Raw genomic sequence first — 25,193 nt, 5'->3', positions numbered from 1 at the left:
TATAGAGAAATTAGGTGGAATAATGACGCGCTTATTTACCTCTATTAAAGAATTCAATCACTTGAGTCACCTACCGAAGATCACGTTAATTGGCGATCAAACGCTCATTGTACAGGTGTTTAAAAAATTGTTGATATTGACTGATCGACATATAGAAATCCAATTAGAGTCCCATATACTTATCATCACGGGTCAATCACTCATCGTTGATCAGTTTACATTGGACTTTCTGGTGATTCAGGGGCTTTTTACAGGATTAGAATTTAAGGAGGGGTGTAGTGATGGTCCGACTAAAAGAGATTAAAATAAGTGTTAAAGGAACCGATAAAGCCCTGAAGAGTTATTTACAAGCGATGAGATTGAAAAACATGACACTCACCCAACTTCAACGTGTTGAAGGGGGGCTAACTTTTTTTATAAGTAGCAACGACATTATACACTTAAAGCGTATTAAGCGACATGGCGTAAAAGTATATTTTACTGATCGATCGCATGTAATGAAATGTCGTCAATGGTTGATGAGTAATGGTCACGTTATTTGTATGAGTTTAGCAAGTATTCTACTCGCTGTTTTTTTATATCACACTTTATGGTTTGTTGAGATTGATGTCAAAAACCCTTATGATGAAGCTATCATTCTTAATCATTTACGTGCGATGGACATAGCGCCACTAAAGTTAAAGAAAAACTTACCTTCCGCACAGCAAGTATCACTGGACTTAAAAAAAGCACTGCCACAATACCGTTTTTTTGATATTGGCATAATGGGAGGTATTTATCAAATAGTCGCTTTAGAAGATACTCTAAAAGAAAACTTGAATGGTGCTACATATCAATATAAATCACCAAAAAAAGGTATGGTCACTTCACTGATTGTATATCAAGGGAGGAGGTGTGTGGAAGTTAATCAACTTGTTGAAAAAGGAGAAGTACTAATTACAGGAGAATTGAATGAAAAGTTTACTGACGAAATAGCCTCGGAAAAACTTGAATCAACAAGAATACCTATAAAAGCAGAATTAGAACTTAATACGTGGCTAAAAGTAACAGCAACTTATCATATTAAGCAGCTGTTTTTTCATGATATTGGTGAGGAGACCACCTCTTATTTATTGAGAATCAATGATTGGTCATTTCCTTTAGGCTTAAACGATCAGGATACTAGTGAAGAGGTCCTCTCGAAAAAACAGCTGTTATACATACGACCACTAAAGTTGACGCTTGAAAAAATACGAAGGCAAACTATAAGTGGACAAACGCAAAATGTCACTGAAAGTGAGGTGTACCTTCTTGCGCAAAAGCAAATCGCTCAAAATGTATTAAACCAACCAAACGTTGAAAAGATTATGGATGAAAAAGTTTTGCATCAATCGATTGAGAATGGTAAAGTAAACGTGACCATCTTTTTTTCAGTGAATGAAAGCTATAGAATTGAATGAAATTATTGAGGGAGTTAATTTATGACACAGCTAATTGATTTAATTTTTAAAGACCACGATGAAGCACAACGTCTATTTGGTTCAGAGGACCGACACCTTCATCTTATTGAAGATAAATTAAATGTGACTATCATTACGCGTGGCGAACAAGTACGAGTAGGTGGAGACCAACGGGTTTCTGAAATTGTTGAAAGTGTATTAAAAGTATTGATTGATGTGATTCGACAAGGAAATACGGTTACAGATCGGGATGTTATCTATGCCGTGGAACTTGCATTAAAGGGGCGCATCGATGAATTTCATCGGTTGTTTGAAGAGGAAATTATGCGTTCTCATTTGGGACAACCTATCCGTGTAAAAACGATTGGTCAGCGAGAATATGTCAATCAAATGAAAAAACAAGATGTTGTCTTTGGTATAGGGCCGGCCGGGACTGGGAAAACGTTCTTAGCTGTAGTGATGGCGGTAAAAGCCTTAAAAAAAGGTGACATTAAACGGATTATCTTAACGCGTCCGGCTGTTGAAGCAGGTGAGAGCTTAGGTTTTTTACCTGGTGATTTAAAAGAGAAGGTAGACCCGTATTTGCGTCCGTTATATGATAGTTTACATGCGATTTTAGGGCAAGAACATACTACGCGCCTAATAGAGCGAGGGACAATTGAGATTGCGCCCTTAGCTTATATGCGAGGGCGCACGCTAGATGATGCTTACGTCATCTTAGACGAGGCACAGAACACAACGCCAAATCAAATGAAGATGTTTTTAACGCGTCTAGGATTCGGTTCAAAAATGATTGTGACGGGTGATATAACACAAGTAGACTTACCACGTGGCGCAGAGTCAGGCCTTCGCTCTGTCGAGCAACGTCTAAACAAAGTATCCGGCGTTAGTTTCGTTTATTTAAAACAACAAGATGTCGTTAGACATCCAGTTGTCCAACGCATTATTGAGGCATATGAAGAATAAGATTAGGACAGGCTGTCATGTTGAAAAATGATAGCCTGTTTACTTTTAAGTAACAGAACCAAAACAAGGTATTGTGTGGTAAAATGTAGTTAATGTCATAACCTAAAGGAGTTTGTCTCAAGTGAAATTTTGGTTAGAGCGTTTTACAAAATCTTATCAACATGTCTTGATTTGGGCGACGGTTGTACTTATTGCCACAGGACTTTATTTATTACTTATATCCAATGTTTTTACTGAAATATATGAAATTGAACGATTTAGTCAGGCGAAAGAAACGATTCGTTCACCTATAACGATTGAAGATACAAAGGAAACAGAGCGGTTGCAACGTGAAGCTGTTCAAGCTGTTGGTGACCGATTTGAAGTACTGCATAGTATTACAGCTGATCAATTAAATATTATTGATGACGTATTTGCTGCGCTTGATGTGGCAAATACGCCGATGATTGTTGAAGATGATGAAGCAGCAAGTACTGACGACGCAACAGATTCAGAAGAAGCAGGACTTAATGCCTCCGTTGAAGTAGAGCGCACAAAACAAGAAAAGCAACAACTACTGAATGAAATGTTAGGTGATGAAGTTTTTGAGGCGTTATCTGAGGCGTCATGGGAAACGTTATTAAGTATGAGTGCTTCACAAAAGGCGAGTGGCTATACATTATTAATCAGTGCTGTGAATGAAGCATTTAATGACGGGATTACACGTGAAGAATTACCATCTAAGCAAGATGACTTATCGGAGCGCTTACATTTTTCAATGTTGCCTGAAGAAATTATTGATGTATTTAGTGAACTTGGTGAATTTGTCTTAGTTGAAAACTCGTTTTTCTCTGTAGAAAAAACAATGGCAGCTGAACAACAAGCTTTGATTAATGTTGAACCGCAACTTATTCGTGCGGGGGAAGTCATTGTAAGAGAAGGACAAACCATTACGAATGATATGTATGAAGCACTTTCACTTGTCGGCCTGTTGGATCAAAACAGAAACATATACCCGCTCATAGGGTTATCTTTCTTTGTGATTCTTTTGGTGAGTATTCTTGCTTATGGGTTTTATTTTGAGTTAGGGCTATCAAAAGATAGCGGAAAAGACGCACTGGCTATAGTGATTATTACCTTTGTGACTTTGATTTTGATGAAGTTTATTAGCTTAGTTAATGTAGAGACTGACGCGCTTTATTTATTAATGCCGATTGCTGCTGTTAGTATGTTGATTAGACTCTTATTTAAAGAGAAGTTGGCTATTTTATATGCCATCTTTTTCAGCCTCGTAGCAACAGTTGTTTTTAATCAATCAATCCCTGGGGCGCTTAATTTACAAGCAGGAGTATATTTTTTGTTTTCTCAGCTAGTTACGATTTTTGTCTTGCGAAAAGTAACAGAAAGGTATACTATTTTAAAAGTTGTCGTTGCTAATACTATCGTCAATAGTTTTGTTATACTAAGTTTCCTTTTCATTGCTTATGAAAATTATCCTTGGACCTTTATTATGACTAGGATAGGGTTTGGAATGGCACAAGCAATGGTTTCGGGTGTTGTTGTCGTAGGAACATTACCTTTCTTTGAGTCGATTTTAAGCATATTATCGGATACGAAATTGATCCGATTAGCTAATCCTAATCACCCATTGTTGAAAAAAATACTAACCGAAGCACCGGGAACGTATCACCATAGCTTGATGGTCGCTAATCTTAGTGAAGCCGCTTGTGAGGCCATTGGTGCTAACGGTTTATTCGCGCGTGTCGCTAGCTACTTTCATGACATTGGTAAGACAAAGCACCCACACTACTTTATTGAAAATCAAATGGGTATTCAGAACCCGCATGACTTTTTATCCCCTATTCAAAGTGCTACAATCATCTTGTCGCATACTTTGGATGGGGCAAGAATTTTAAAAGCGAACAAATTCCCGCAAGAAATTATCGATGTTGCTAAACAACATCATGGGACAACCCTTGTAAAATATTTTTACTATAAAGCCAAAGAAGACTTACCAGAGGTTGCCGAAGATACGTTTCGATACCCAGGTCCCAAACCTCAAACAAAAGAAAATGCGGTGATTTCCATTTGTGATTCAGTAGAAGCAGCTGTGCGGTCAATGAAAGCACCAACAAAAGAAAAAATCGATGACCTTATTCAATCGATTATTAATGACCGTTTACAAGATGGCCAGTTTGATGATTGCCATTTAACCTTTTTGGACCTAAGAAAGATTAGCCATACGTTATCGGAAACATTAAACGGTATTTACCATTCGCGAATTGAGTATCCTAAAGAAGAGAAAGGATGAGTAATATGTTGATTGATTATCAAGATGACACCGGTGTTGTTAAAGAAGAACATTTAAAATTGGTCGATGAGCTATTGCATTTTGCTGCAGAAGTAGAAGGAGTAACAGAAGAAGCAGAACTTTCCGTCACATTTGTTGATAATGCTCGAATTCAAGAGATAAATCGTGACTATCGGGATAAAGATTCACCGACAGATGTAATTTCATTTGCTTTACTAGAAGAAACGGAAGAAGATCAAGGATTTGAATTATTGCCAGGTATGCCTATTGTCTTAGGGGATATTATTATTTCAATTGATCGAACGAAAGAACAAGCTGAAAGTTACGGGCATAGCTTTGAGCGAGAACTAGGTTTTCTTAGTTTACATGGTTTTTTACATTTACTAGGATATGATCATCTCGAGCCTGAAGATGAGCGCGTGATGATAGAAAAACAAGAGGAATTACTCAATGGCTTCGGATTATCAAGAAATTAAACAAAAGACAATAGGACTTAAATATGCCATCAATGGTTTGATCTTTGCTTTTAAAAATGAGATTAATATGAGGGTTCATGTCCTCGTTACTATTATTGTCATTATGTTAGGGTTTTTCTTTCAAGTGAGTTTTACTGAATGGGTGTTGCTGTTCTTAACTTTTGGTCTTGTTTTGTCATCGGAAGTTTTTAATACGGCTGTTGAGATGCTTCTCGACTATTTGGCACCAGAATGGCACCCAAAAGCAGGGATTATTAAAGATTTAACCGCGGGTGGTGTACTTATCGCTAGTAGTATTGCTTTAATTATTGGAGCCATTATTTTTATCCCGAAAATTATCACATGGATGATGTAATCACAGATGGAGGAAAGAAATTATGACAAATAAAGAGTTTAAATCAGGGTTTATTACTATTATCGGACGACCAAATGTTGGGAAATCAACATTTTTAAATAGAGTTATTGGTCAAAAAATTGCCATAATGAGTGATAAAGCACAAACAACGCGTAACACTATTCAAGGTGTTCTAACGACAGAAGATGCACAAATTGTCTTCATTGATACACCGGGAATTCATAAACCTAAACACCGTTTAGGTGATTTTATGGTGAAATTAGCTGAAAATACACTTAATGAAGTGGATGCAATTTTATTTATGATTAATGCTGAAGAAGGCTTCGGTAGAGGTGATCAATACATCATTGATCGACTAGAAAGAGTGAAAAAACCAGTTTATTTGATTATTAATAAAATTGATCGTATTCATCCAGATAAATTATTTCAGTTAATCACTGAGTATAAAGATAAGTTTGATTTTAAAGAAATTATTCCAATTTCAGCACTTGAAGGAAATAATGTAACACATTTGTTAGAAGTGTTAACAGATCAGTTACCAGAGGGGCCGCAGTATTACCCGAAAGATCAAGTGACCGATCACCCAGAAAGATTTATTATTAGCGAATTAATTCGCGAAAAAGTATTGCATCATACACGCGAAGAGGTGCCGCATTCTATCGCGGTCGTTATTGAAAAGATTGAGAAGAATCCAGATGAAAAAGTTCTTGTTCAAGCGAACATTATCGTAGAACGGTCAACGCAAAAAGGTATTATTATTGGTAAGCAAGGTTCGATGTTAAAGAAAATTGGTCACCAAGCCCGGCGTGATATTGAACGCTTATTAGGAAATAAAGTCTATCTAGAATTATGGGTCAAAGTAAAAAAAGACTGGCGTAATCAAGAACGCTATTTGAGTGAATTCGGCTTTAATCCGGATGATTACCGTTAATTAAACGGTTAGAGGAAGTCGGTGATAAGATGTTTGAAAAGACAGAAGGCATCGTAATTCGTACACTTGACTATAAGGAAACGCATAAAATCGTTACGTTATTTACGAAACGGTTTGGGAAAATCGGTGTGATTGCTCAAGGAGTAAAAAAACCGAGAAGTCGTAATGGGGCAATTATACAAATGTTTATCCAAGGTGATTATTTATTGCGTGTAGGAAAAGGGCTAGGCACTCTGCAACAAGGTGACGTAATTCATTCGTTTCGAAAAGTGAGAGAGGATTTATTCAAAACAGCCTATGCCAGCTATGTGACTGAATTGACATATCGTGTCATTGAGGAGAGAGTGACGTTACCATATATTTATGACCAACTGCTCCTTACTTTAACTGCGATTGAACAGGACAAAGACCCAGCAATAATAGCCATGATGTATGAGATGAAACTTTACCCGCTTATCGGTATTAAACCTTTACTAGAGCATTGCCTAGCTTGTGGAACCACTTCAAATCTAACTTATTTCTCCGTTGGAGACGGTGGGACACTCTGTACGTCTTGTGGTATAAAGGATGCATACAGTTTAAAGTTAAACGAACAAGTTATTAAACTGTTACGCATCTTTAGTGAGGTTGACCTTAAACGTGTAGAGAATATTTCCGTTAAAGAAGAGAATAAGCAGTTATTAAACCAAGTTTTAAAGGCATACTTTGAACATCATTCTGGTATCTTTTTAAAGTCACGCCGTTTTTTAGATCAAATTGATAGCTTAAAGTAGCGCTTGACAAATAGCGTCAATTTCATTAAGATTTTAACTATAATAATTGTCGTTGCGAGGATAGAGAAAAGTAAAATAAGTGATAAACCATACAGCGAATTTGGGGTAGTGGAAGCCAAATAGGTTAATTTATTTGAAGGCACTCTTGAGCACATTGTGAAAAAAAGTGACTAAAGCTTGCTTTAGTAAGTAGGGTGGAACCGCGGAAATCCCGTCCCTATGTTTCAATTTAATTGAGGCATAGGGATGGGATTTCTATTTTTTTGCGGGAAGGCACCTTCTTCTCATTACGTCAGTGTGAGGGGAAAGTTCAATAAACCCGTAATTATGTGCAAAAAGAAAAAATGAATAAATGAGCAACTAACTAGAACTGAGGAGGAAGTATACATGCATATTCAAGATATGATTTTAACACTACAAAAACATTGGTCAGATCAAGGCTGTATTCTTATGCAAGCGTATGATACAGAAAAGGGCGCAGGAACGATGTCGCCGATGACACTCTTAAGAAGTTTAGGGCCAGAACCATGGAACGTTGCTTATGTTGAACCTTCACGTCGCCCGGCTGATGGTCGTTATGGTGACAACCCTAATCGCTTGTATCAACACCATCAATTTCAAGTAATTATGAAACCTTCACCTGATAATATTCAAGAACTATACTTATCATCGTTAGAAAAGTTGGGGATTAATCCACTTGAGCATGATATTCGGTTTGTGGAAGACAATTGGGAAAATCCAACGTTAGGTGCGGCAGGTCTTGGTTGGGAAGTGTGGTTAGATGGTATGGAAATAACACAGTTCACTTATTTTCAACAAATCGGTGGTTTAGAGGCTAAGCCGGTAGCTGTTGAAATCACGTATGGTATGGAACGTCTTGCATCTTATATCCAAGATAAAGAAAACGTCTTTGATTTAACATGGACAGAAGGTGTAACAGTACGTGATATTTTCTATCAACCAGAATTTGAACATTCGACCTATACATTTGAAGCATCTGACACGGACCTGCTTTTTAATTTATTTAATCAATATGAACAAGAAGCTAAACGAGCAATGGAGAAAAGTTTAGTATTTCCTGCTTACGACTATGTTTTGAAATGTTCACACACATTTAATTTACTAGATGCGCGCGGGGTGATATCGGTCACTGAACGAACGGGCTATATTGGACGTGTAAGAAATCTAGCAAGAGAAATTTCTAAATTATACGTAGAAAAACGTGAAGTTTTAGGGTTTCCAATGTTAAAAGATGGAGGGGTATCATGAAAACACACACTATACTTTTTGAAATTGGGTTAGAAGAAATGCCGGCAAGGTTTTTAACAGATACTGAACGTCAGTTAAAAGAGAAAACCGCCACGTGGCTAAATGATGCTCGTTTAGCTTATGAAAAGTTAGAGACGTTTATTACACCTCGACGATTTGCTGTTCTGATTCATAAATTGGAAGCTAAACAACCAGACTTACATGAGGAAGTGCGGGGACCAAAACTACAAATAGCCAAAGACCAAGAAGGTCAATGGTCTAAAGCGGCCATAGGTTTTTGTAAAGGTCAAGGTAAGACGGTTGATGATATTGTAATTAAACAAGTTGATGGTTTCGACTATATTTTTGTCGAGAAATTCATTGAAGGTGCATCAGCAAGTGACATTTTGCCAAGTTTTAAAGATGTGGTACTATCACTGAACTTCCCAAAGAACATGCGTTGGGGCACGAGGCAGCTTCGTTTTATTCGCCCAATTAAATGGATCGTTGCCCTTAATGATAAAAGTGTCATTCCAATGGAAATAGAAGGTGTTGTATCAGCAAATGAAACGAGAGGTCATCGCTTTTTAGGTACTACAGTAGCAATTGAGGATGCCCTGGATTACCGAGCTGTATTAAAACAACAATATGTAATTGCTAATACGTGTGAAAGGCAACAAATGATTGTTGACCAAATTAAAGCATTAGAAGAAGCTCAAGGGTTTGTTGTACCAGTAGATGTCGAATTGTTAGAAGAAGTGACGCATCTTGTTGAATATCCGACAGCCTTTTATGGTGAATTCAGCAAAGAATTTCTTGCGGTACCTGAAGAGGCGCTCATCACATCAATGAAAGAACACCAACGTTATTTCCCGGTGCGGAAAAAAGATCAGTCATTATTGCCTTACTTTATTGCCGTCCGAAATGGTGATGATGCCAATATAGATACTGTTAAACGAGGAAATGAAAAGGTCTTAAATGCCCGCTTAAAAGATGCTGTCTTTTTCTATGATGAAGATCAAAAACAAACAATTGAAGCAAATAATGATAAACTAAAACGGATGGTTTTCCAAGAAAAGTTAGGTACACTACATGACAAAGTGACGCGTGTTCAAGCTATTGCCCAATCAATTGCTGCTGCTCTTGGGTTAAACTCAGAGCAGGTTGGCCAGGTTCGTCGTGCGGCTGAAATTAGTAAGTTTGATTTAGTGACACAAATGGTCAATGAATTTACAAATTTACAAGGTGTTATGGGAGAGAAATATGCGCGGTTGAAAGGGGAAGATGAAGCGGTATGTATCGCTTTAAATGAACAGTACATGCCACGTCATGCGCAGGATGACTTACCTGCATCCATCGTAGGCCAAATTGTTAGTGTTAGTGACAAAATGGATACGATAGTAGGGTGTATTGCTGTTGGTTTAATGCCGACAGGATCACAAGATCCCTATGCACTCAGAAGACAATCAATGGGGATTGTCCAAATCCTTGAGCGTTTTGGTTGGTCAATGTCGTTTGAAGACTTACTGGATCTAGTCATTAGTCATTATGAAACAACAGAGATAGAGGTAGCAGATTACCGAATTGTTAAAAATCATGTAAAAGAGTTCTTCCTTGCGAGGGTTAGCTTTTTAGCTAAAGACCGGAGTGTCGAACGTGATGTTGTAGATGCTGTGACATTTAATGGACTTGGTCGTTTACACCAACTCTTTATGAAGGCATCACTGCTTGAAGCTAAGCGAAAGGATGAAGGATTTAAAGAGACGCAAGAAGCACTCGTTAGGGTGATGAATTTAGCGAAAAAAGCTGAAGATAAAGACGTACAAGCATCACTTTTTGAAAACGAGTCCGAAACAGCGCTATATCAAACGTTGCTGGAGGTGCGTGCGCCATTTAAAGCTAAAATTGATGAAGAATTATATGCCGAAGCTTTACATGATTTAAGTCAATTAACACCTGAGATTAGTCAATTCTTTGATAAAACGATGGTCATGGTTGATGATGATAAAGTGAAAAACAACCGTCTTGCTTTACTGTGTCAAATTAAAAAGTTAGTGGATGCGCTTGGTGATTTCACCCTTATAGAATGGAAACAGCAATTTTAATCAAGTGTGAGGAGATGCGGTATGGTCAAACCTATTATATATTTAGTTTCTGATTCACTCGGAGAAACTGCTGAAAAAGTTATAAAGTCAGCCTTGTTACAATTTGGTGATCATCATGAATATGAATTAGTAAGAGAACCTTATGTTGATGGGCGGGAGAAAATCAATCATGTGTTGATGACAGTTGCTAGAGAACGGGCAATTGTCGGGTATACACTTGTTGATCCTGAATTAAGAGAATATATTTATGAGCGGTCAGTTGAGTTAGATATTGAGGCAATTGATATTTTAGGACCGATGTTAGATGCAATGGAACGGATGTTTAAAAAGAAACCGCGTGTTAAGCCAGGTCTTAATCACCAACTAGATGAAGCTTATTTTAAACGGATTGAAGCGATTGAATTTGCCGTTAAATATGATGATGGACGTGACCCTAGAGGCATTGAAAAAGCCGATATTGTTCTTGTTGGTATTTCTCGAACATCAAAAACACCACTCAGCCAGTATTTAGCGCTGAAGAGTTTTAAAGTAGCAAACGTTCCAATCGTTCCAGAAGTAGACCCGCCTAAAGAATTATTTTCTGTTGATCCAAGTAAATGTATTGGGTTAAAAATTAATTCTCAGAAGCTTAATGATATTAGAAAAGAAAGATTAAAAGCTCTCGGATTAAAACCTAATGCAAATTATGCTACGACAACGCGAATTGAACAAGAACTCGAGTATTTTGAAACACTCGTTGAACGTTTAGGATGTCCAGTCATTGATGTGTCTTATAAAGCAGTTGAAGAAACAGCTAACATCATTTTGCAATTGCAAATGTTAAATTAAATAACTATGTCTAAAGAAATTCCTTTCGTTTAGAATCTATCAGACGCAAAGGGGTTTCTTTTTATCGTCTTAGAGAGAGAAGACACCTTCCTCAAACATTCGTGAGAATGTTAGGTGGGGGTAGTTCAATTTGAAATAAATGTTTTGTACTTTCATTCTTTTTGTACTATAATTAATATTTGCGTGAAAAACTATTTTCTTGCATTTTTTTTTAAAATTAAGCAGGATTTTTTAACTTTTATAAAGAATTAGTCATTAAACAAACGTCTTAGTAAGGTGAAACATATGAAAGACGTTTAATTGATTGATATTAAAGGTAAAGTAATACTATCACGAGATGGGATTATTTTTTTCTTCTAGATGTCGAATCTTGAAGGATTTTTTGATTTTATCTTGAAATTAAGTGTTGGTGATGGATATGGCAGGACAAATTCCTGAAGAATTAATCGAAGAAATTCGAAAAGCGAATGATATCGTAGATGTGGTGGGTGAACATGTTTCTTTAAAAAAGAAAGGTCGAAACTATTTTGGTTTATGTCCTTTCCATGGTGAAAATACCCCCTCTTTTTCTGTGACACAAGACAAACAAATCTATCATTGTTTTGGTTGTGGTAAGGGTGGCAATGTGTTTAATTTTTTAATGGAACTTGAAGGTTTCACTTTCTATCAAGCAGTTGAATACTTGGCGAATAAAAGTGGGTTATCTCTACCTGAGACTGTCTCAAGTCAGCACACCCAACAAAACAATCAAATCGACCAAGAGAGTTTAAATGCTTATGAGTTCTTAACGATGTTCTATCATCATTTGTTAGTTCATGCTAACGGGGCAGAAGAAGCTAAACAGTATTTGGAGAAAAGAGGTCTCACAGAAGACGTCATTAAAAAGTTTAAAATTGGTTTTTCTCCTTACCAAAGCGATGTTACGACAACTTTACTGGAAAAGAAGTCTTTTCGTTTAAATCACCTTGCTCATACTGGTGTATTGTCTGAAACAGAAGATGGTAAAGTATTGGATCGTTTTAGAGGACGGGTTGTCTTTCCCATTAGAAACCATTTGGGCAAAACGGTAGGTTTTGGCGGTCGAACAATAACAGATGAAGACCCAAAGTACTTAAATAGTCCGGAATCAAAGTTATTTCAAAAGGGTAACATCCTATATAATTTTGATTATGCCCGTAGTGAAATGAAAAAATTAAATCAAGCAGTATTATTTGAAGGTTATATGGACGTGATTACAGCGGATCAGTACGGTATAACAAATGGTGTTGCGTCGCTTGGCACGGCACTGACCGATCATCAAGCACAATTATTAAAGCGCTATGTTGATGAAGTTATTGTTTGTTATGACGGTGATAAGGCAGGAATCGAGGCGGCCTTTAAAGCAGCTGAACGCTTAAAGAAATCGGGTATAGGCGTGCGCGTGGCTTCGATTCCAGAAGGCGACGATCCGGATGGTTACTTGAAGAAAAATGGCCGTGAGGCTTTTGTTCATCAAATTTTAGGTCAAAGTGCAACATATATGAGTTTCGTTTTAAATTACTTAAAGCGACAGTATGATACATCAATTGAGGCAAGTCGTATGCAATACATTGAAGTAGCCATTCGTTATATTGCGACACTTGTTAAACCAATTGAAAGAGATCATTATGTAAGAGAGTTAGCGAATGAATATGATTTATCCGTCGATACTATCTTGGGGGAAGTTGAATCAAAAAGACAACAACACACACCTCAAGTGACTAAAAAAAATATACAAACACACGTAAGAAAAAAGCCACAACGATTGATGCCGGCGTATTTTAACGCTGAACGTAAACTGATAAGTTACATGTTGTATGATGCATCTATTGCTGAGAGAATAAAGCACCGCCTTGGGGCATCATTTAATGTTGATATGCACAAAGTGATTGTTACACATCTTTATGCACATTACGAAGCGGGATATCCAGCAGATGTTAGTCAGTTTATTGAACGCATTTCAGACCACGAAGTGAAAAATTTAATTATTGAATTGGCCATGCAATCTCTATCGCCAGAGGTGACAGAGGGAGAAATTAATGATTATATTTACATGATTCAAAATGAACAGGGCGATAAAACATTGCTTAAAGATTTATTAAGTCAACAAAAGCAAGCGGAAGCGTCGAAAGATTATACGAAAGCTGCTCAACTGGGTATGGAAATCGTTAATATTCGTAAACGATTAAAAGAGCCGAATCGTGAATAATGAAGTTAGTTGGAGGGGGATGCTGTAATGGCAGATAAGAAGTCGAAACAAAATGAAGCAGAAATTACTTTAGACCAAGCGAAAGAATTGATTACCGAATTAGGCAAGAAAACAGGTGTGATTGCTTACGATGATGTAGCAGAACGTTTAGCGATATTTGAGTTAGATTCAGATCAAATGGACGAGTTCTATGAATATTTAACAGAACAAGGCATTGATGTTATCTCTGATTCAGAGAAAGACCCAGATGAAAAAGATATAAAAAAGGAAGAAGAAGAATTTGATTTAAATGACCTTTCTGTGCCAATCGGTATAAAGATTAACGACCCGGTCCGTATGTATTTAAAAGAGATTGGTCGAGTGAATCTTTTATCAGCAGAAGAAGAAGTTAGTTTAGCAGAGCGGATTGAACAAGGGGACGAAGAAGCGAAGCAACGTTTAGCTGAAGCTAACTTACGCCTAGTTGTTAGTATTGCCAAGCGTTACGTTGGTCGTGGTATGCTGTTTTTAGATTTAATCCAAGAAGGTAACATGGGGCTTATTAAAGCCGTAGAAAAATTTGATCACCGCAAAGGATTTAAGTTCAGTACGTATGCTACATGGTGGATTCGCCAGGCGATTACACGTGCGATAGCTGATCAGGCGCGTACTATTCGGATTCCAGTGCATATGGTTGAAACGATTAACAAGTTAATTAGAATTCAACGCCAACTCCTTCAAGACTATGGACGTGAGCCTACTCCTGAAGAGATTGGTGATGAAATGGATTTAACCCCAGAGAAGGTTAGAGAAATTTTAAAGATTGCACAAGAGCCTGTGTCTCTTGAAACGCCAATTGGTGAAGAAGATGATTCACATCTGGGTGATTTTATAGAAGATCAAGAAGCAACCTCACCATCTGATCATGCGGCCTATGAATTATTAAAGGAGCAACTTGAAGATGTTTTAGACACATTGACAGACAGAGAAGAGAATGTTTTAAGATTAAGATTTGGTCTTGATGATGGAAGAACACGTACACTAGAGGAAGTCGGTAAAGTGTTTGGTGTCACGCGTGAACGTATTCGACAAATTGAAGCGAAAGCTTTGCGTAAACTTCGACACCCATCACGTAGTAAACGTCTGAAAGATTTCTTAGAATAAATATGTGATTGGCATAGTCAATCCAGTCTCAATTGAGATTCAATTGAAACTAGATTGACTTTTTTTACATCAAAGTGATTAACCAGTTAAATGGGGTTATAAGATGGATGAAAACCGAAAACAAACGATAATTCATGAAATAAAATATTGGAAAACAAATCATTTATTACCTACACATTACTGTGATTTTTTATTGGCGTTATATACAGAGGGTTCAGGAGATGTGGAAGAAGAACGAGAAGACCTTCTTGTAGACGAACGTCATAAAACGAGTGATCAGGGACTCATGTTGTTGTTACCGCATTTATTTAGTTTATTAATGATGGCGATTATACCGCTCATGTTAAGTATGCTATTGCTTGTGAATTTATCAATACTCACTCAAATCAGTATGATTGTTGCAAGCATGGTAGTTGTGACGCTTTTTTACATGTTAGCTCTGCGTATACAAGCTCTGAAAGTGCCATATAGTGCGGCTATATTTTTTATCAGTATGCTACTGGCAGGCTTGTTTATGAGTAGTTTTTTTCAACCAGCATACATTTACCGAATAGCGGTATTTGCTAGTTTCAGTCTGCTCGGATTGATCATTGGTGGAATGAAGAAAGATAAATGGCTATTAATCGTAACGGTTATCATACTCGGTCTTGGGATTGTGGGTATCTTTTAATGATATTGTGGCTATATAAGTGATAAGGAAGTAATGCGGTAGTTAGGGGTGTGGAATTATGGAAATAATTAATTTGTCAGAGCGATTAACGTTGGTGAGTTCTTTTATAGCTTCTGGGGCATATTTTGCAGATATAGGTAGTGATCATGCGTATTTACCCATCTACGTCTGTCAAAAAGACCTAACAGCAAAGGGGATTGCAGGAGAACTAAATCAAGGTCCATATGAAGCGGCCTTGACCCATGTAGCTGGAAACCAACTAACAGATAGAATCTCAGTAAGGAAAGGCAATGGGCTTAGTGTTATTGAAGAAGAACCTGTTGATACAGTGGTTATTTGTGGTATGGGTGGCGGTTTGATAAAGACTATTTTAGATGAGGGGGAAAAGCATTTAAAAAATGTTACCCGTCTCGTTTTACAACCTAATATCGATAGTCATTATTTGAGAGCATGGTTAGTAAGTCATCATTATGAGCTCGTTTCAGAAGAGATTTTAAAAGAAGATGGTCATATTTATGAAATACTCGTTGCCGATAAAGTTGCCGAAGATATATCTCTGACGGATAAAGCGCAGTTATTTGGTCCTTTTTTATTAAAACAATCATCGGATATTTTTAAAGAAAAGTGGCAAAGAGAAAAATTGAATATAGAACGAGTTATTAAAGAGATGTCTAAAGCTAAAGTAATCAATCAAGAAAAGCTTCAATCATTTCAAACACAGTTAGCATGGATCAAAGAGGTGTTAAAAGATGACGACACAATTACAGATTAAAGATTTTCTAAAACAGTTTGAATCAGATGTGCCAACGCATTTAGCTTATGATTGGGACAATGTAGGCTTGCAAATTGGCGATTCATCAATACCTTTAAAGGGTATTATGACAACACTTGATATCAATGAGGCAGTGATTGATGAAGCGATAGCTTTGGGGGCAAACCTGATCATTAGCCACCACCCAATCATGTTTAAGCCTATGAAAAGAATTGATGCTTCAACTACAAGAGGAAAAATAGTTAAAAAGTGTTTTTTAAATGATATCGTCATATATTCTGCTCACACAAATTATGATCGTCTAGAAGGCGGTATGAATGATCAATTAGCGCGTCGATTGCACTTAACAAACATAGACACATTAGTCACAGAATCCACATTAAAACGCGTGAAGTTGCTTGTTTATGTGCCACTGACCCATAAACAAGCACTTGATGAAGCATTAATAGCATCTGGCATAGGCACGCTAGGCTCTTATGAAGCTTGTATGTTTGAAACTTTAGGGAGAAGTAATTTCTTACCAACAGAGAAAGCACACCCTTTTATCGGTTCTATTAATGTGCGTGAATCAGTTGAAGAAGTGAAGTTAGCTTATCTAATCGATGAAGACCAAATAGCATTAGCGTGTAATATAATTAAAGAATTTCATCCTTATGAGTCGCCGGCATATGACTTAGTGCCACTACTCAATGAGGGGCAAGTTCAAGGAATCGGTCGGATTGGCGACTTACCTAAACCGGTAACTTTTGAATCATTTGTTCAACAGGTGAAAGCTACGTTTAACTTAGAAGGTGTTCGTGTCGTCGGGCAGGACAGTAAAATAATCAAACGCGTAGCGGTGTTAGGTGGTAGTGGAGAAAAATTCTCTTTTGATGCGATTGATAAAAAAGCCGATGTGTATATTACGGGTGATGTGACATTTCACCCTGCACAAGATGCTGAACAGTTAGGGCTTAATATTATTGACGCTGGCCATTATTTAGAAGCAGTCATGAAAGAGGATGTGCAATCTATTTGTAGGGAAATTTTAATGAGAATCAATCGAGACATAATTGTAGATATATCTTCAATTAATACGAATCCGTTCAGTTATCGTTAACTAGGCACATACTAAAAACTGCGTTATACTTGAGAAGCATTTAAAACGTCACGTGTTGCTTTTAAAAAAGGAGAATATTATGGAAAATCATTTATTTAAGGAATATGCATTAAAACCATGGATTCACGAGGTCATTGATGGGTTAGGTTTCAAAACACCAACCCCCATCCAGCAAAAAGTTATACCAGCCATGTTAAGAGGAGAAAGCGTGATCGGTCAGTCACATACAGGATCAGGAAAAACACATGCCTTTTTACTCCCGTTATTTAATAGAATAAATTTAGAAAAAAGAGAAGTTCAATTTGTGGTGACATCACCCACACGTGAATTAGCTACTCAGATACATGAAGAAGTAAAAAAAATCATTGAATTATCTGGCAATAAAGATGTCATTCAAGCGAAGTTGTTTATCGGGGGTACAGATAAAAAGCGCTCAATTGAGAAGTTAAAGGAACAACCGCATATTATTGTAGCAACACCAGGGCGTCTATTAGATTTAGTTAATGTAGGAGCCGTTGATTTGTATTCGGCTACTAGTTTAGTGGTAGATGAAGCAGATTTGATGCTTGATTTAGGGTTGATTAATGAAATCGATCAAATGTTAACAAAGGCGAATCAAGGGATTCAATTGGCTGTTTTTTCGGCCACTATACCGGAGCGTTTGCAACCGTTCTTAAAGAAATATTTGCAAAACCCTACTCACGTGCATATTAAGGATCATTTTGCACCAGAGAAAATTGAACACCGTTTGATACCATTACGCCACCGGAAATTAGCAGATGTAATTAGTGATATTACGCTAGCAATTAACCCTTATTTAGCGATCATTTTTACTAATAATAAAGATGAAGCAAATAAATTGCATAATTCTTTGCTTGATAAAGGAATAAATGCTGGGATGATTCATGGTGGTTTACCTTCACGGGAACGTAAGCGTGTACTAAAAGATATTCAAGCCTTAAAATATCAGTATATTGTCGCAACAGACTTAGCAGCGCGTGGAATCGATATTAAAGGTATTAGTCATGTTATTAATGCTCAACTTCCAAAGGAAGAAGAGTTTTATATCCACCGTATCGGACGTACTGCTCGGGCAGGAATGGAAGGAACGGCAATTAATATTTATCATGAGGATGACTACGCTCTTTTAAATAAATTAACCTCAAGAAAAATTGACTTCACAACGTATGATATAGTTAACGGCGAATGGCGTGAAATCAAGCCGTGGGATGAGCGGACGCGTCGTAAAAAAGATGGACATGACTCAGACCGTGAAGCGTGGTTAAGGGTTAGAAAACCTGATAAAGTTAAACCAGGCTATAAGAAAAAAATGAAACGCCAACAACAGAGAATCAAACAGCAATTAAACCGTAATAAAAACAAATGAGGGTGATCGATATGTTGAAATTAGGCTCACATGTTTCAATGAGTGGGAAAAAGATGTTGCTTGGCTCAAGTGAAGAAGCGACGAGTTATAAATCTACAGCGATGATGATATATACTGGTGCACCACAAAATACACGTCGGAAAGCCATTGATGAATTAAATATAGAGCAAGGTTTAAAACATATGCAGGCACACGGCATTGAAGATTTAATTGTTCATGCTCCTTATATTATCAATTTGGGCAATACGACCAAACCGGAGACATTCGAACTTGGTGTTGATTTTATCCAAAGTGAAATGGAGCGGACAGCAGCCCTTTCAGCTAAACAAATTGTATTGCATCCAGGTGCTCATGTAGGGGCCGGAACTGATGCGGGCATCAAGCGTATCGTTGAAGGGCTTAATGAAGCACTCAGAAAGAATCAAGAAGTACAGATTGCATTGGAAACGATGGCAGGAAAAGGTACGGAGATTGGGAGAAACTTTGAAGAAATTGCGCGTATTATTGAGGGTGTCACACACAATGAACATTTGTCTGTATGTTTTGATACATGCCACGTTCATGATGCTGGCTATGATATTGTCAACGATTTTGATGGTGTATTAGAAGAATTTGATCGCATTGTGGGACTTGATCGTATTAAAGTGGTTCACGTTAATGATAGTAAAAACACTGTTGGTGCACATAAAGACCGTCATGAAAATATTGGGTTTGGTCACATAGGATTTGAGGCTTTAAACTATATTGTCCACCATGATGTATTCAGAGATGTTCCTAAAATTCTTGAAACGCCTTATGTTGGTGAGGACAAGAAGAATAAAAAACCACCTTATAAATTCGAAATCGAAATGTTTCGAGCGAAAAAATTTGATCCTGACTTAAAATCAAAGATTTTACAGCAATAAACTAAGAACACAAACTGATATGATAAATATCAGTTTGTGTTCTTTTAGGTAAAATAACGTGTATTTTCTTTTAGCCACCTTAGTATTGAACTACCCACCTAACATTCTCACGAATATTTGAGGAAGGGGATGTCATAAGGACACCCTAAAGGGGACCCATGCTCGTTCAACTAAGCATAGGTTTTTCTTCTCTCCAACCGCCTCAAACCTATTTTCTCAACATCTGTTAAAGCATGTTGAGGAAATAGTGTGTCCCAAGAACACAACTTGCTTTGGTCGAATTGTTCTGTCTTTTGTTAGAACCCATGGGTTCTAACAAAAGACAGGTTACGCGTCATATACGCCCACCCGGCCCAATGATGTAGATCTTGTTTTTGCTCCGGAACAAGTGAATACAACATCGCTGGGAGTTTTTCTTTAAAGCCCATTGCCGACGGGCAATGACATAAGCGGCTGCCCAATCTTTCTGCCAACGCTCAGGATGAGAGTGATACGTCTTTTGTGTTAACCGGACGCGGGTGAGACTTTAGGTGTTTGATTTGAACGTCAAGGTGTTGATGTTCAAAATCATAGGCGCAGTAAAATAAGCGGGTGTCACGCTTATATGTCACAACAAAAAAGGCGCCTTTGTCGCTTTTATTTTTCTTTTAACGGCGTTGATTTGTTCTTTTTTATTCCGCATGTAAACTTTCTTCAACTCTTTTTGCGCGGATACAAGCAAAAAGAGTTGTTGAACAGCACTGGTCGCATAATAAGTATTTCATCCGTAACGTTGCTTTAACCGTTGATGGATGGAGACGGAACTTTTCTCTTTCAAACCCCTAAGCTCACGGACCTTCGCTTGATAGCGAAAATGCTTAGCTTGATTAAACACCCGGAGGGTGTGATCTATGGACATAACAAAATCAGAGTCGATTTTATGCTTATATAAGCGATTTGAAAAAATGACCTTCACGCTCATGATACCCATCCTCCCTTTGTTTTCAGGTGGTCACTATTATTGCTATAATTATACCGTGAAGAATATACATTTGCTACTTCTAAAATATTCAAAAAGAAGCGATTCATCACCCGCCTCGTGCTAACTCACGTGAGGAAGGTGTCTTCTCGCTCTAAGACGATAAATAGATTTAATCAAACAGAGTAATTAAGTCATATTTGTTTATAGTAGTTATTAAATATTGATGTAGATAAGTTACTTCTTTTTTGGGTAAGAAAGTTAACAGTTGATTGAAAAAAAGTATAAGATCATCTTGTTTAAAAGGGTCTAATGAATGGCTAATATGCAGAATTTTAGTTGCATGTCGTTTTGTTTCTGGCAAATCATGTTTATTCGCGAAGGTAATAATGTCGTCAAGCGATAGTGTTTGAAACCGCTTCAATATCAAGGTTTTTAATGATTTTTGCATACAAATGAACCTCCTATTTTTAACTTTTTATTAGTATTTAAATACATTTTAAAACATAAAGTTCCGAATATTTACTATATCTGTATGTCATAACCCTTTAAAGTTGCAAACCAAATTTAATTGGTGTAATATAACGACTTGTATTGTCAACAGACATACGGAAAGGAAGAAATTTATGACAAAACGCTACGTATTTTTAGTAAGTGCTCTTATATTTATTATCCTATTATCTAATGTGAGCTTACTAAATAACAACGAGCAAATAGTATTGGCAGAAGGAGATGTTCTCATCGCTTCGGATAAATCTATAAAACCGATAGACAGCGAGAACCTTGTCAATGAAAAAGATACATCAGATGTTCAATCTCTTGTATGGAAGCAAATTGAAGAAGATGCTTTAAGAATGGTAGAAGATAGTGAAGGGCGATTTAAAAAAAGTTGGGCTATATACATGATTAAAGAAGCGAGAACGTATGGTATTGATCCCTTCATTGTATATGAATTACTTAAAGTGGAAACAGGGCATACTTTTTCCCCAGATACAGTTGGTCCAGAAACGATTTATGGTTATGCTTATGGTATGGCACAATTCATGGAGAATACGGCGCCGTGGATTGCAGAGATGGCTGGTCTTGATTACGAGAAATCAATGTTGTTCGATCCTTACTATTCCATGAAGTTGTCAGTTGTATATTTAGATTACTTATATGATAAGTATCAGCGCTGGGATGAAGCGTTGACGGCATATCATCGAGGTATGACGGGGATGGAAAATTATAAACGAGTGAATGGGAACGCTAGAAGTCAATATGCGACAATCATTCAGAATAAAGCAAAGCAACATGATGCTGTCGCAATGAACTAAAAAAATAAATCATTTTTTGTCGTTACCGGAAGTTAATCACTTCCGGTTTTTTTATATTCTGGGAAAAAATAATAACAATTAATTTGTACATAATTAACGTGTTGTAAGTTATTTAATGCGATAAAATCTTCAAATCCTCGACTAGTTATGGTTGAATCGGTTCCGTTTAATTGATAGAGGTGTGTTAAAATTTCTTCGATGTGATATACGTATTTTATTTTCACTTGATAGTTTTCGGATTGAGAAGAGTAAGGTAATGTAGAAAAAACATCTTGTTTTGGTATGTTTTCCTCTATTAGAAGAAATATAAAAAATAGAATAAGTAAAAATGTAAATTTATTTACTTTCATAAACTAAACCTCTCCAAGAGATGTGTTAGTTTATTCTATGCTTAAAGAGTTGTCTGTATGCCTGGCTTCCTCATTGTAGCTTATTCTTTACTTAATGCTTTGTGATATTTGTCGTGTAAGATGAGTATAAGTTTCACCACAATCTTTTTACGTGTGCGCCTTTCTAAAGTCTAGGGCTTTTTTTTCTCAATGTAAATTTAGTGTAAAGTTTCGTCGATATATCTTTACATTTCATTTATAAATCGTGATAATGGACAGGGATTGTTTTAAAACGACAAATAATAGTCATGAAGGGATTGAAATCCGTGGAAATTAATATTCAACAAATGTTATTTGAATTCTTTGGTGGATTAGGTATCTTCCTTCTCGGTATTAAGTACATGGGAGAAGGGTTACAAAAAACTGCTGGAGATCGTCTGAAAGATATTTTAGACAAATTTACAAGTAACCCATTGATGGGTGTACTTGCAGGTATTGTTGTTACAATTTTATTACAAACAAGCACAGGAACAACCGTTTTAGCTATTGGTTTAGTCAATGCAGGATTTATGACTTTCCGCCAATCAATCGGTGTTATTATGGGGGCGAATGTCGGTACAACGGTTACGGCCTTTATCATCGGTATTGATATTGGTGCCTATGCACTTCCAATTGTTTCGGTTGGGGCATTGCTTATGTATTTTGCTAAAAATCAAAAACTACAAAACTATGGTCAAGCAACCTTTGGTTTCGGTGCATTATTCTTCGGTTTAGAATTGATGGGCGATGGTTTATATCCGCTTCGTTATGTACAAGCGTTTCAAGATTTAACAGTAGAAATGTCCGAGGTTCCCATTTTGGGATTAGTTATTGGTATGGTCTTTACATTCGTCGTTCAAAGCTCCAGTGCAACAATTGGTATTTTGCAGAGCTTGGTAGAAGAGGGTATGATGGGTTTAGATGCTGCGCTTCCAGTATTATTTGGTAATAACGTTGGGACTACCATTACGGCGGTTATTGCTTCAATTGGTGCCTCAATTGCAGCGCGTCGTGCGGCCGTAACTCACGTTATATTTAACTTGATGGGTGCACTGATAATTATGCTGTTCTTACCATTTTATCAAGTGTTTATCGAATACTTAACGAATGTTTTCTCACTTTCGCCGAAAATGTCGATTGCTTTTGCTCATGGTGTGTTTAACGTGGCCAATTTAATTATATTCTTCCCATTCATTGCGTTATTAGCTAAGTTGGTTCAGCGCATTGTACCAGGAGAAGATTCTGTCATTGAATTTAGGCCAACGCACTTGGATCCTATCTTTATTCAACAAGCGCCAGGTGTTGCTTTAGAGCAAGCAAAAGAAGAAATTATTCGCATGGGTGAGTACGCTTATAAGGGGTTAGAAGAAAGTGCTAATTTCTTGAACAGTCATGAACAAAAACATGCCGATAATGCGTTGCAAATTGAGAATGCATTAAATAAACTTGATCAACAAATTACAGAATATCTTATTGCGTTAGCGTCGGCACCGTTATCTGACTTAGACAGTGAAAAGCATACAGCTTTAATTGATTCCGTTAGAGATATTGAACGTATTGGTGATCATTTCGAAAATATTGTAGAATTGATTGAATATAAGATTAAGAACAAGATCGAGATATCAGATGACGCACGTGGTGACCTTAATGAAATGTTTGATAAGACAAAAAATATTGTGCAAGAAGCAATTGAAGCCATTTCAGAGATGGACCGTGAAAAAGCACTTGATGTTGTGAAGTTAGAGAATCAAATTGACCGGTTGGAGAAAAAATTCCGTAAGAAACATATTATTCGCTTAAATGAAGGTGCATGTTCTGGACAATCGGGTATTGTTTATGTTGATATTTTAAGTAACTTAGAGCGTATTGGTGACCATGCTCTAAATATTGCAGAAGATGTATTAGGTGAGAAGATTCCTGAGACAGTACATTAAAATTTTTAGGTAACTTGTTAACTTTATCTTAAACAAACGTATTTTTAAAAAGATATGAGAACATGGATATACCCATGTTCTCCATATTTTTTGGACAACAAAAGAAATTTAAGATATTTTTTCCTAAAACTATTGACGGTTAATCTGAATCATGATATATTATTAAACGTCGCTGAGTTACAAAAACTCAAACGACGTTGTTATTCCACAGTAGCTCAGTGGTAGAGCAATCGGCTGTTAACCGATCGGTCGTAAGTTCGAATCTTACCTGTGGAGCCAATATGGCGGTGTAGCTCAGCTGGCTAGAGCGTACGGTTCATACCCGTGAGGTCGTGGGTTCGACTCCCTCCGCCGCTACCATATTTACAATTAAATAGCATCTTGGCGGTCGTGGTGAAGTGGTTAACACATCGGATTGTGGTTCCGACATTCGTGGGTTCGATCCCCACCGGTCGCCCCATTAAGGACCCTTAGCTCAGCTGGTTAGAGCTATCGGCTCATAACCGATCGGTCGCAGGTTCGAGTCCTGCAGGGTCCACCATTGAGATGCAAATATTTATTATTCGGAGGAATACCCAAGTCCGGCTGAAGGGATCGGTCTTGAAAACCGACAGGGGCTTCACGGCTCGCGGGGGTTCGAATCCCTCTTCCTCCGCCATTTTTTCCTTCGTACGGCTCGGTAGCTCAGTTGGTAGAGCAACGGATTGAAGCTCCGTGTGTCGGCGGTTCGATTCCGTCCCGAGCCACTTTTCTAAAAGTCTAAACATATGTTTAGGCTTTTTTTAATGGCTTAAAATAGACTCTAACTTAGATAGTGGTTAATATGAACGAATAGGAAGTAAAAGCAATAGTCCAATTGAAAAATGACTAATTAACTAAAATATGTTTAACGTGCATTGAAATGGTGAATACACTATAGTGAACATTCACAAATCAAAATGTTTGCTTAATTTATACAAATTTGATAAAGTATGAATATATAAAAGTGAACATTTTGTGAACT

The 25,193-nt window shown here is 37.2% G+C and carries 23 protein-coding genes, 6 tRNA genes and 1 other annotated feature; of the genes, 26 read left to right on the top strand and 3 right to left on the bottom strand.

Translation table 11 applies throughout. The features are described 5' to 3' along the window. Window positions 1-22: 22 nt before the first annotated feature. The 18 genes from BM163_RS04850 to BM163_RS04765 all read left to right on the top strand — a co-directional run bounded on the left by BM163_RS04850 (window position 23) and on the right by BM163_RS04765 (window position 19,614). Window positions 23-304, top strand: coding sequence for a YabP/YqfC family sporulation protein (locus BM163_RS04850; protein ID WP_089800804.1), 282 nt, complete (start codon window positions 23-25; stop codon window positions 302-304). Beyond that, window positions 282-1,439, top strand: a complete 1,158-nt coding sequence (locus BM163_RS04845; RefSeq protein ID WP_089800802.1) for a sporulation protein YqfD — start codon at window positions 282-284, stop codon at window positions 1,437-1,439. The genes BM163_RS04850 and BM163_RS04845 overlap by 23 nt, the downstream gene beginning before the upstream one ends. Before the next feature lie 21 nt (window positions 1,440-1,460). Then, entirely contained in the window at window positions 1,461-2,405 is a 945-nt protein-coding gene (locus tag BM163_RS04840) for a PhoH family protein (protein ID WP_089800800.1), read from the top strand. 121 nt (window positions 2,406-2,526) lie between these two features. Then, a complete protein-coding gene (locus tag BM163_RS04835) occupies window positions 2,527-4,695 on the top strand; it encodes an HD family phosphohydrolase (protein ID WP_089800798.1) in 2,169 nt (722 codons plus the stop codon). Further along, window positions 4,692-5,171 carry an rRNA maturation RNase YbeY gene (ybeY, locus tag BM163_RS04830; RefSeq protein ID WP_089800796.1) on the top strand — a complete coding sequence of 160 codons (480 nt, stop codon included), beginning with the start codon at window positions 4,692-4,694 and terminating at the stop codon, window positions 5,169-5,171. The genes BM163_RS04835 and ybeY overlap by 4 nt, the downstream gene beginning before the upstream one ends. Further along, window positions 5,146-5,526, top strand: a complete 381-nt coding sequence (locus tag BM163_RS04825; RefSeq protein ID WP_089800794.1) for a diacylglycerol kinase family protein — start codon at window positions 5,146-5,148, stop codon at window positions 5,524-5,526. The genes ybeY and BM163_RS04825 overlap by 26 nt, the downstream gene beginning before the upstream one ends. A gap of 22 nt (window positions 5,527-5,548) precedes the next feature. After that, a complete protein-coding gene (era, locus tag BM163_RS04820) occupies window positions 5,549-6,457 on the top strand; it encodes a GTPase Era (protein ID WP_089800792.1) in 909 nt (302 codons plus the stop codon). 29 nt (window positions 6,458-6,486) lie between these two features. After that, window positions 6,487-7,230: a DNA repair protein RecO gene (gene recO / locus BM163_RS04815; protein WP_089800790.1), complete on the top strand. Its 744-nt coding sequence runs from the start codon at window positions 6,487-6,489 to the stop codon at window positions 7,228-7,230. Window positions 7,231-7,278: 48 nt separating this feature from the next. Next, window positions 7,279-7,452, top strand: a binding site (T-box leader). 165 nt (window positions 7,453-7,617) lie between these two features. Next, complete coding sequence (glyQ, locus tag BM163_RS04810; RefSeq protein WP_089800788.1) at window positions 7,618-8,499, top strand: glycine--tRNA ligase subunit alpha; 882 nt, start codon at window positions 7,618-7,620, stop codon at window positions 8,497-8,499. Next, a complete protein-coding gene (gene glyS, locus BM163_RS04805; protein WP_089800786.1) occupies window positions 8,496-10,583 on the top strand; it encodes a glycine--tRNA ligase subunit beta in 2,088 nt (695 codons plus the stop codon). Before glyQ ends, glyS begins: the two co-directional genes overlap by 4 nt. A gap of 21 nt (window positions 10,584-10,604) precedes the next feature. After that, a complete protein-coding gene (locus BM163_RS04800; RefSeq protein WP_089800784.1) occupies window positions 10,605-11,411 on the top strand; it encodes a pyruvate, water dikinase regulatory protein in 807 nt (268 codons plus the stop codon). Between the two features lie 418 nt (window positions 11,412-11,829). After that, window positions 11,830-13,638, top strand: coding sequence for a DNA primase (gene dnaG / locus BM163_RS04795; RefSeq protein WP_089800838.1), 1,809 nt, complete (start codon window positions 11,830-11,832; stop codon window positions 13,636-13,638). Window positions 13,639-13,665: 27 nt separating this feature from the next. Beyond that, the gene (gene rpoD, locus BM163_RS04790; protein WP_089800782.1) at window positions 13,666-14,781 is read left to right on the top strand and encodes an RNA polymerase sigma factor RpoD; all 1,116 of its coding nucleotides are present in this window, start codon (window positions 13,666-13,668) and stop codon (window positions 14,779-14,781) included. A gap of 103 nt (window positions 14,782-14,884) precedes the next feature. Next, complete coding sequence (locus tag BM163_RS04785; protein ID WP_089800780.1) at window positions 14,885-15,451, top strand: hypothetical protein; 567 nt, start codon at window positions 14,885-14,887, stop codon at window positions 15,449-15,451. A 58-nt stretch (window positions 15,452-15,509) separates the two neighbouring features. After that, window positions 15,510-16,223 (top strand): tRNA (adenine(22)-N(1))-methyltransferase, encoded by a 714-nt coding sequence (locus BM163_RS04780; protein ID WP_229675509.1) that lies wholly within the window; start codon window positions 15,510-15,512, stop codon window positions 16,221-16,223. After that, complete coding sequence (locus tag BM163_RS04775) at window positions 16,201-17,322, top strand: Nif3-like dinuclear metal center hexameric protein (protein WP_089800776.1); 1,122 nt, start codon at window positions 16,201-16,203, stop codon at window positions 17,320-17,322. Before BM163_RS04780 ends, BM163_RS04775 begins: the two co-directional genes overlap by 23 nt. A gap of 79 nt (window positions 17,323-17,401) precedes the next feature. Continuing rightward, complete coding sequence (locus BM163_RS04770; RefSeq protein ID WP_089800774.1) at window positions 17,402-18,709, top strand: DEAD/DEAH box helicase; 1,308 nt, start codon at window positions 17,402-17,404, stop codon at window positions 18,707-18,709. An 11-nt stretch (window positions 18,710-18,720) separates the two neighbouring features. Further along, window positions 18,721-19,614, top strand: a complete 894-nt coding sequence (locus BM163_RS04765; RefSeq protein ID WP_089800772.1) for a deoxyribonuclease IV — start codon at window positions 18,721-18,723, stop codon at window positions 19,612-19,614. Between the two features lie 760 nt (window positions 19,615-20,374). On the opposite strand, the gene BM163_RS04760 is transcribed toward BM163_RS04765, so the two are convergent. Then, window positions 20,375-20,575 (bottom strand): hypothetical protein, encoded by a 201-nt coding sequence (locus BM163_RS04760; protein ID WP_089800770.1) that lies wholly within the window; start codon window positions 20,573-20,575, stop codon window positions 20,375-20,377. A 169-nt stretch (window positions 20,576-20,744) separates the two neighbouring features. Next, window positions 20,745-21,023 carry a DUF2624 family protein gene (locus tag BM163_RS04755; RefSeq protein WP_089800767.1) on the bottom strand — a complete coding sequence of 93 codons (279 nt, stop codon included), beginning with the start codon at window positions 21,021-21,023 and terminating at the stop codon, window positions 20,745-20,747. A gap of 175 nt (window positions 21,024-21,198) precedes the next feature. Between BM163_RS04755 and BM163_RS04750 the strand changes: the two genes are divergently transcribed. Then, on the top strand, window positions 21,199-21,888 hold the full coding sequence (locus BM163_RS04750) for a transglycosylase SLT domain-containing protein (RefSeq protein WP_089800765.1): 690 nt from the start codon (window positions 21,199-21,201) through the stop codon (window positions 21,886-21,888). Between the two features lie 32 nt (window positions 21,889-21,920). Here the strand turns inward: BM163_RS04750 and BM163_RS04745 are convergent, their stop codons facing one another. Further along, the gene (locus BM163_RS04745; RefSeq protein ID WP_089800763.1) at window positions 21,921-22,238 is read right to left on the bottom strand and encodes a hypothetical protein; all 318 of its coding nucleotides are present in this window, start codon (window positions 22,236-22,238) and stop codon (window positions 21,921-21,923) included. A gap of 305 nt (window positions 22,239-22,543) precedes the next feature. Here BM163_RS04745 and BM163_RS04740 point away from each other — a divergent pair, with 305 nt between their 5' ends. From BM163_RS04740 to BM163_RS04710, 7 genes are all read left to right on the top strand, one after another. After that, the gene (locus BM163_RS04740) at window positions 22,544-24,190 is read left to right on the top strand and encodes a Na/Pi cotransporter family protein (RefSeq protein WP_089800761.1); all 1,647 of its coding nucleotides are present in this window, start codon (window positions 22,544-22,546) and stop codon (window positions 24,188-24,190) included. A 204-nt stretch (window positions 24,191-24,394) separates the two neighbouring features. Continuing rightward, a tRNA-Asn gene (locus tag BM163_RS04735) sits at window positions 24,395-24,469 on the top strand. A gap of 4 nt (window positions 24,470-24,473) precedes the next feature. Then, a tRNA-Met gene (locus BM163_RS04730) sits at window positions 24,474-24,550 on the top strand. A gap of 24 nt (window positions 24,551-24,574) precedes the next feature. Next, a tRNA-His gene (locus tag BM163_RS04725) sits at window positions 24,575-24,650 on the top strand. A gap of 4 nt (window positions 24,651-24,654) precedes the next feature. Beyond that, window positions 24,655-24,731, top strand: a tRNA-Ile gene (locus BM163_RS04720). Between the two features lie 24 nt (window positions 24,732-24,755). Then, window positions 24,756-24,848 (top strand) — tRNA-Ser (locus BM163_RS04715). 15 nt (window positions 24,849-24,863) lie between these two features. Then, window positions 24,864-24,936, top strand: a tRNA-Phe gene (locus tag BM163_RS04710). The last annotated feature ends 257 nt before the right edge of the window (window positions 24,937-25,193 follow it).

Source organism: Halolactibacillus alkaliphilus (genome assembly GCF_900115465.1).
Lineage (GTDB): Bacteria > Bacillota > Bacilli > Bacillales > Amphibacillaceae > Halolactibacillus > Halolactibacillus alkaliphilus.
This window is presented reverse-complemented; position numbering and strand designations above follow the sequence as displayed.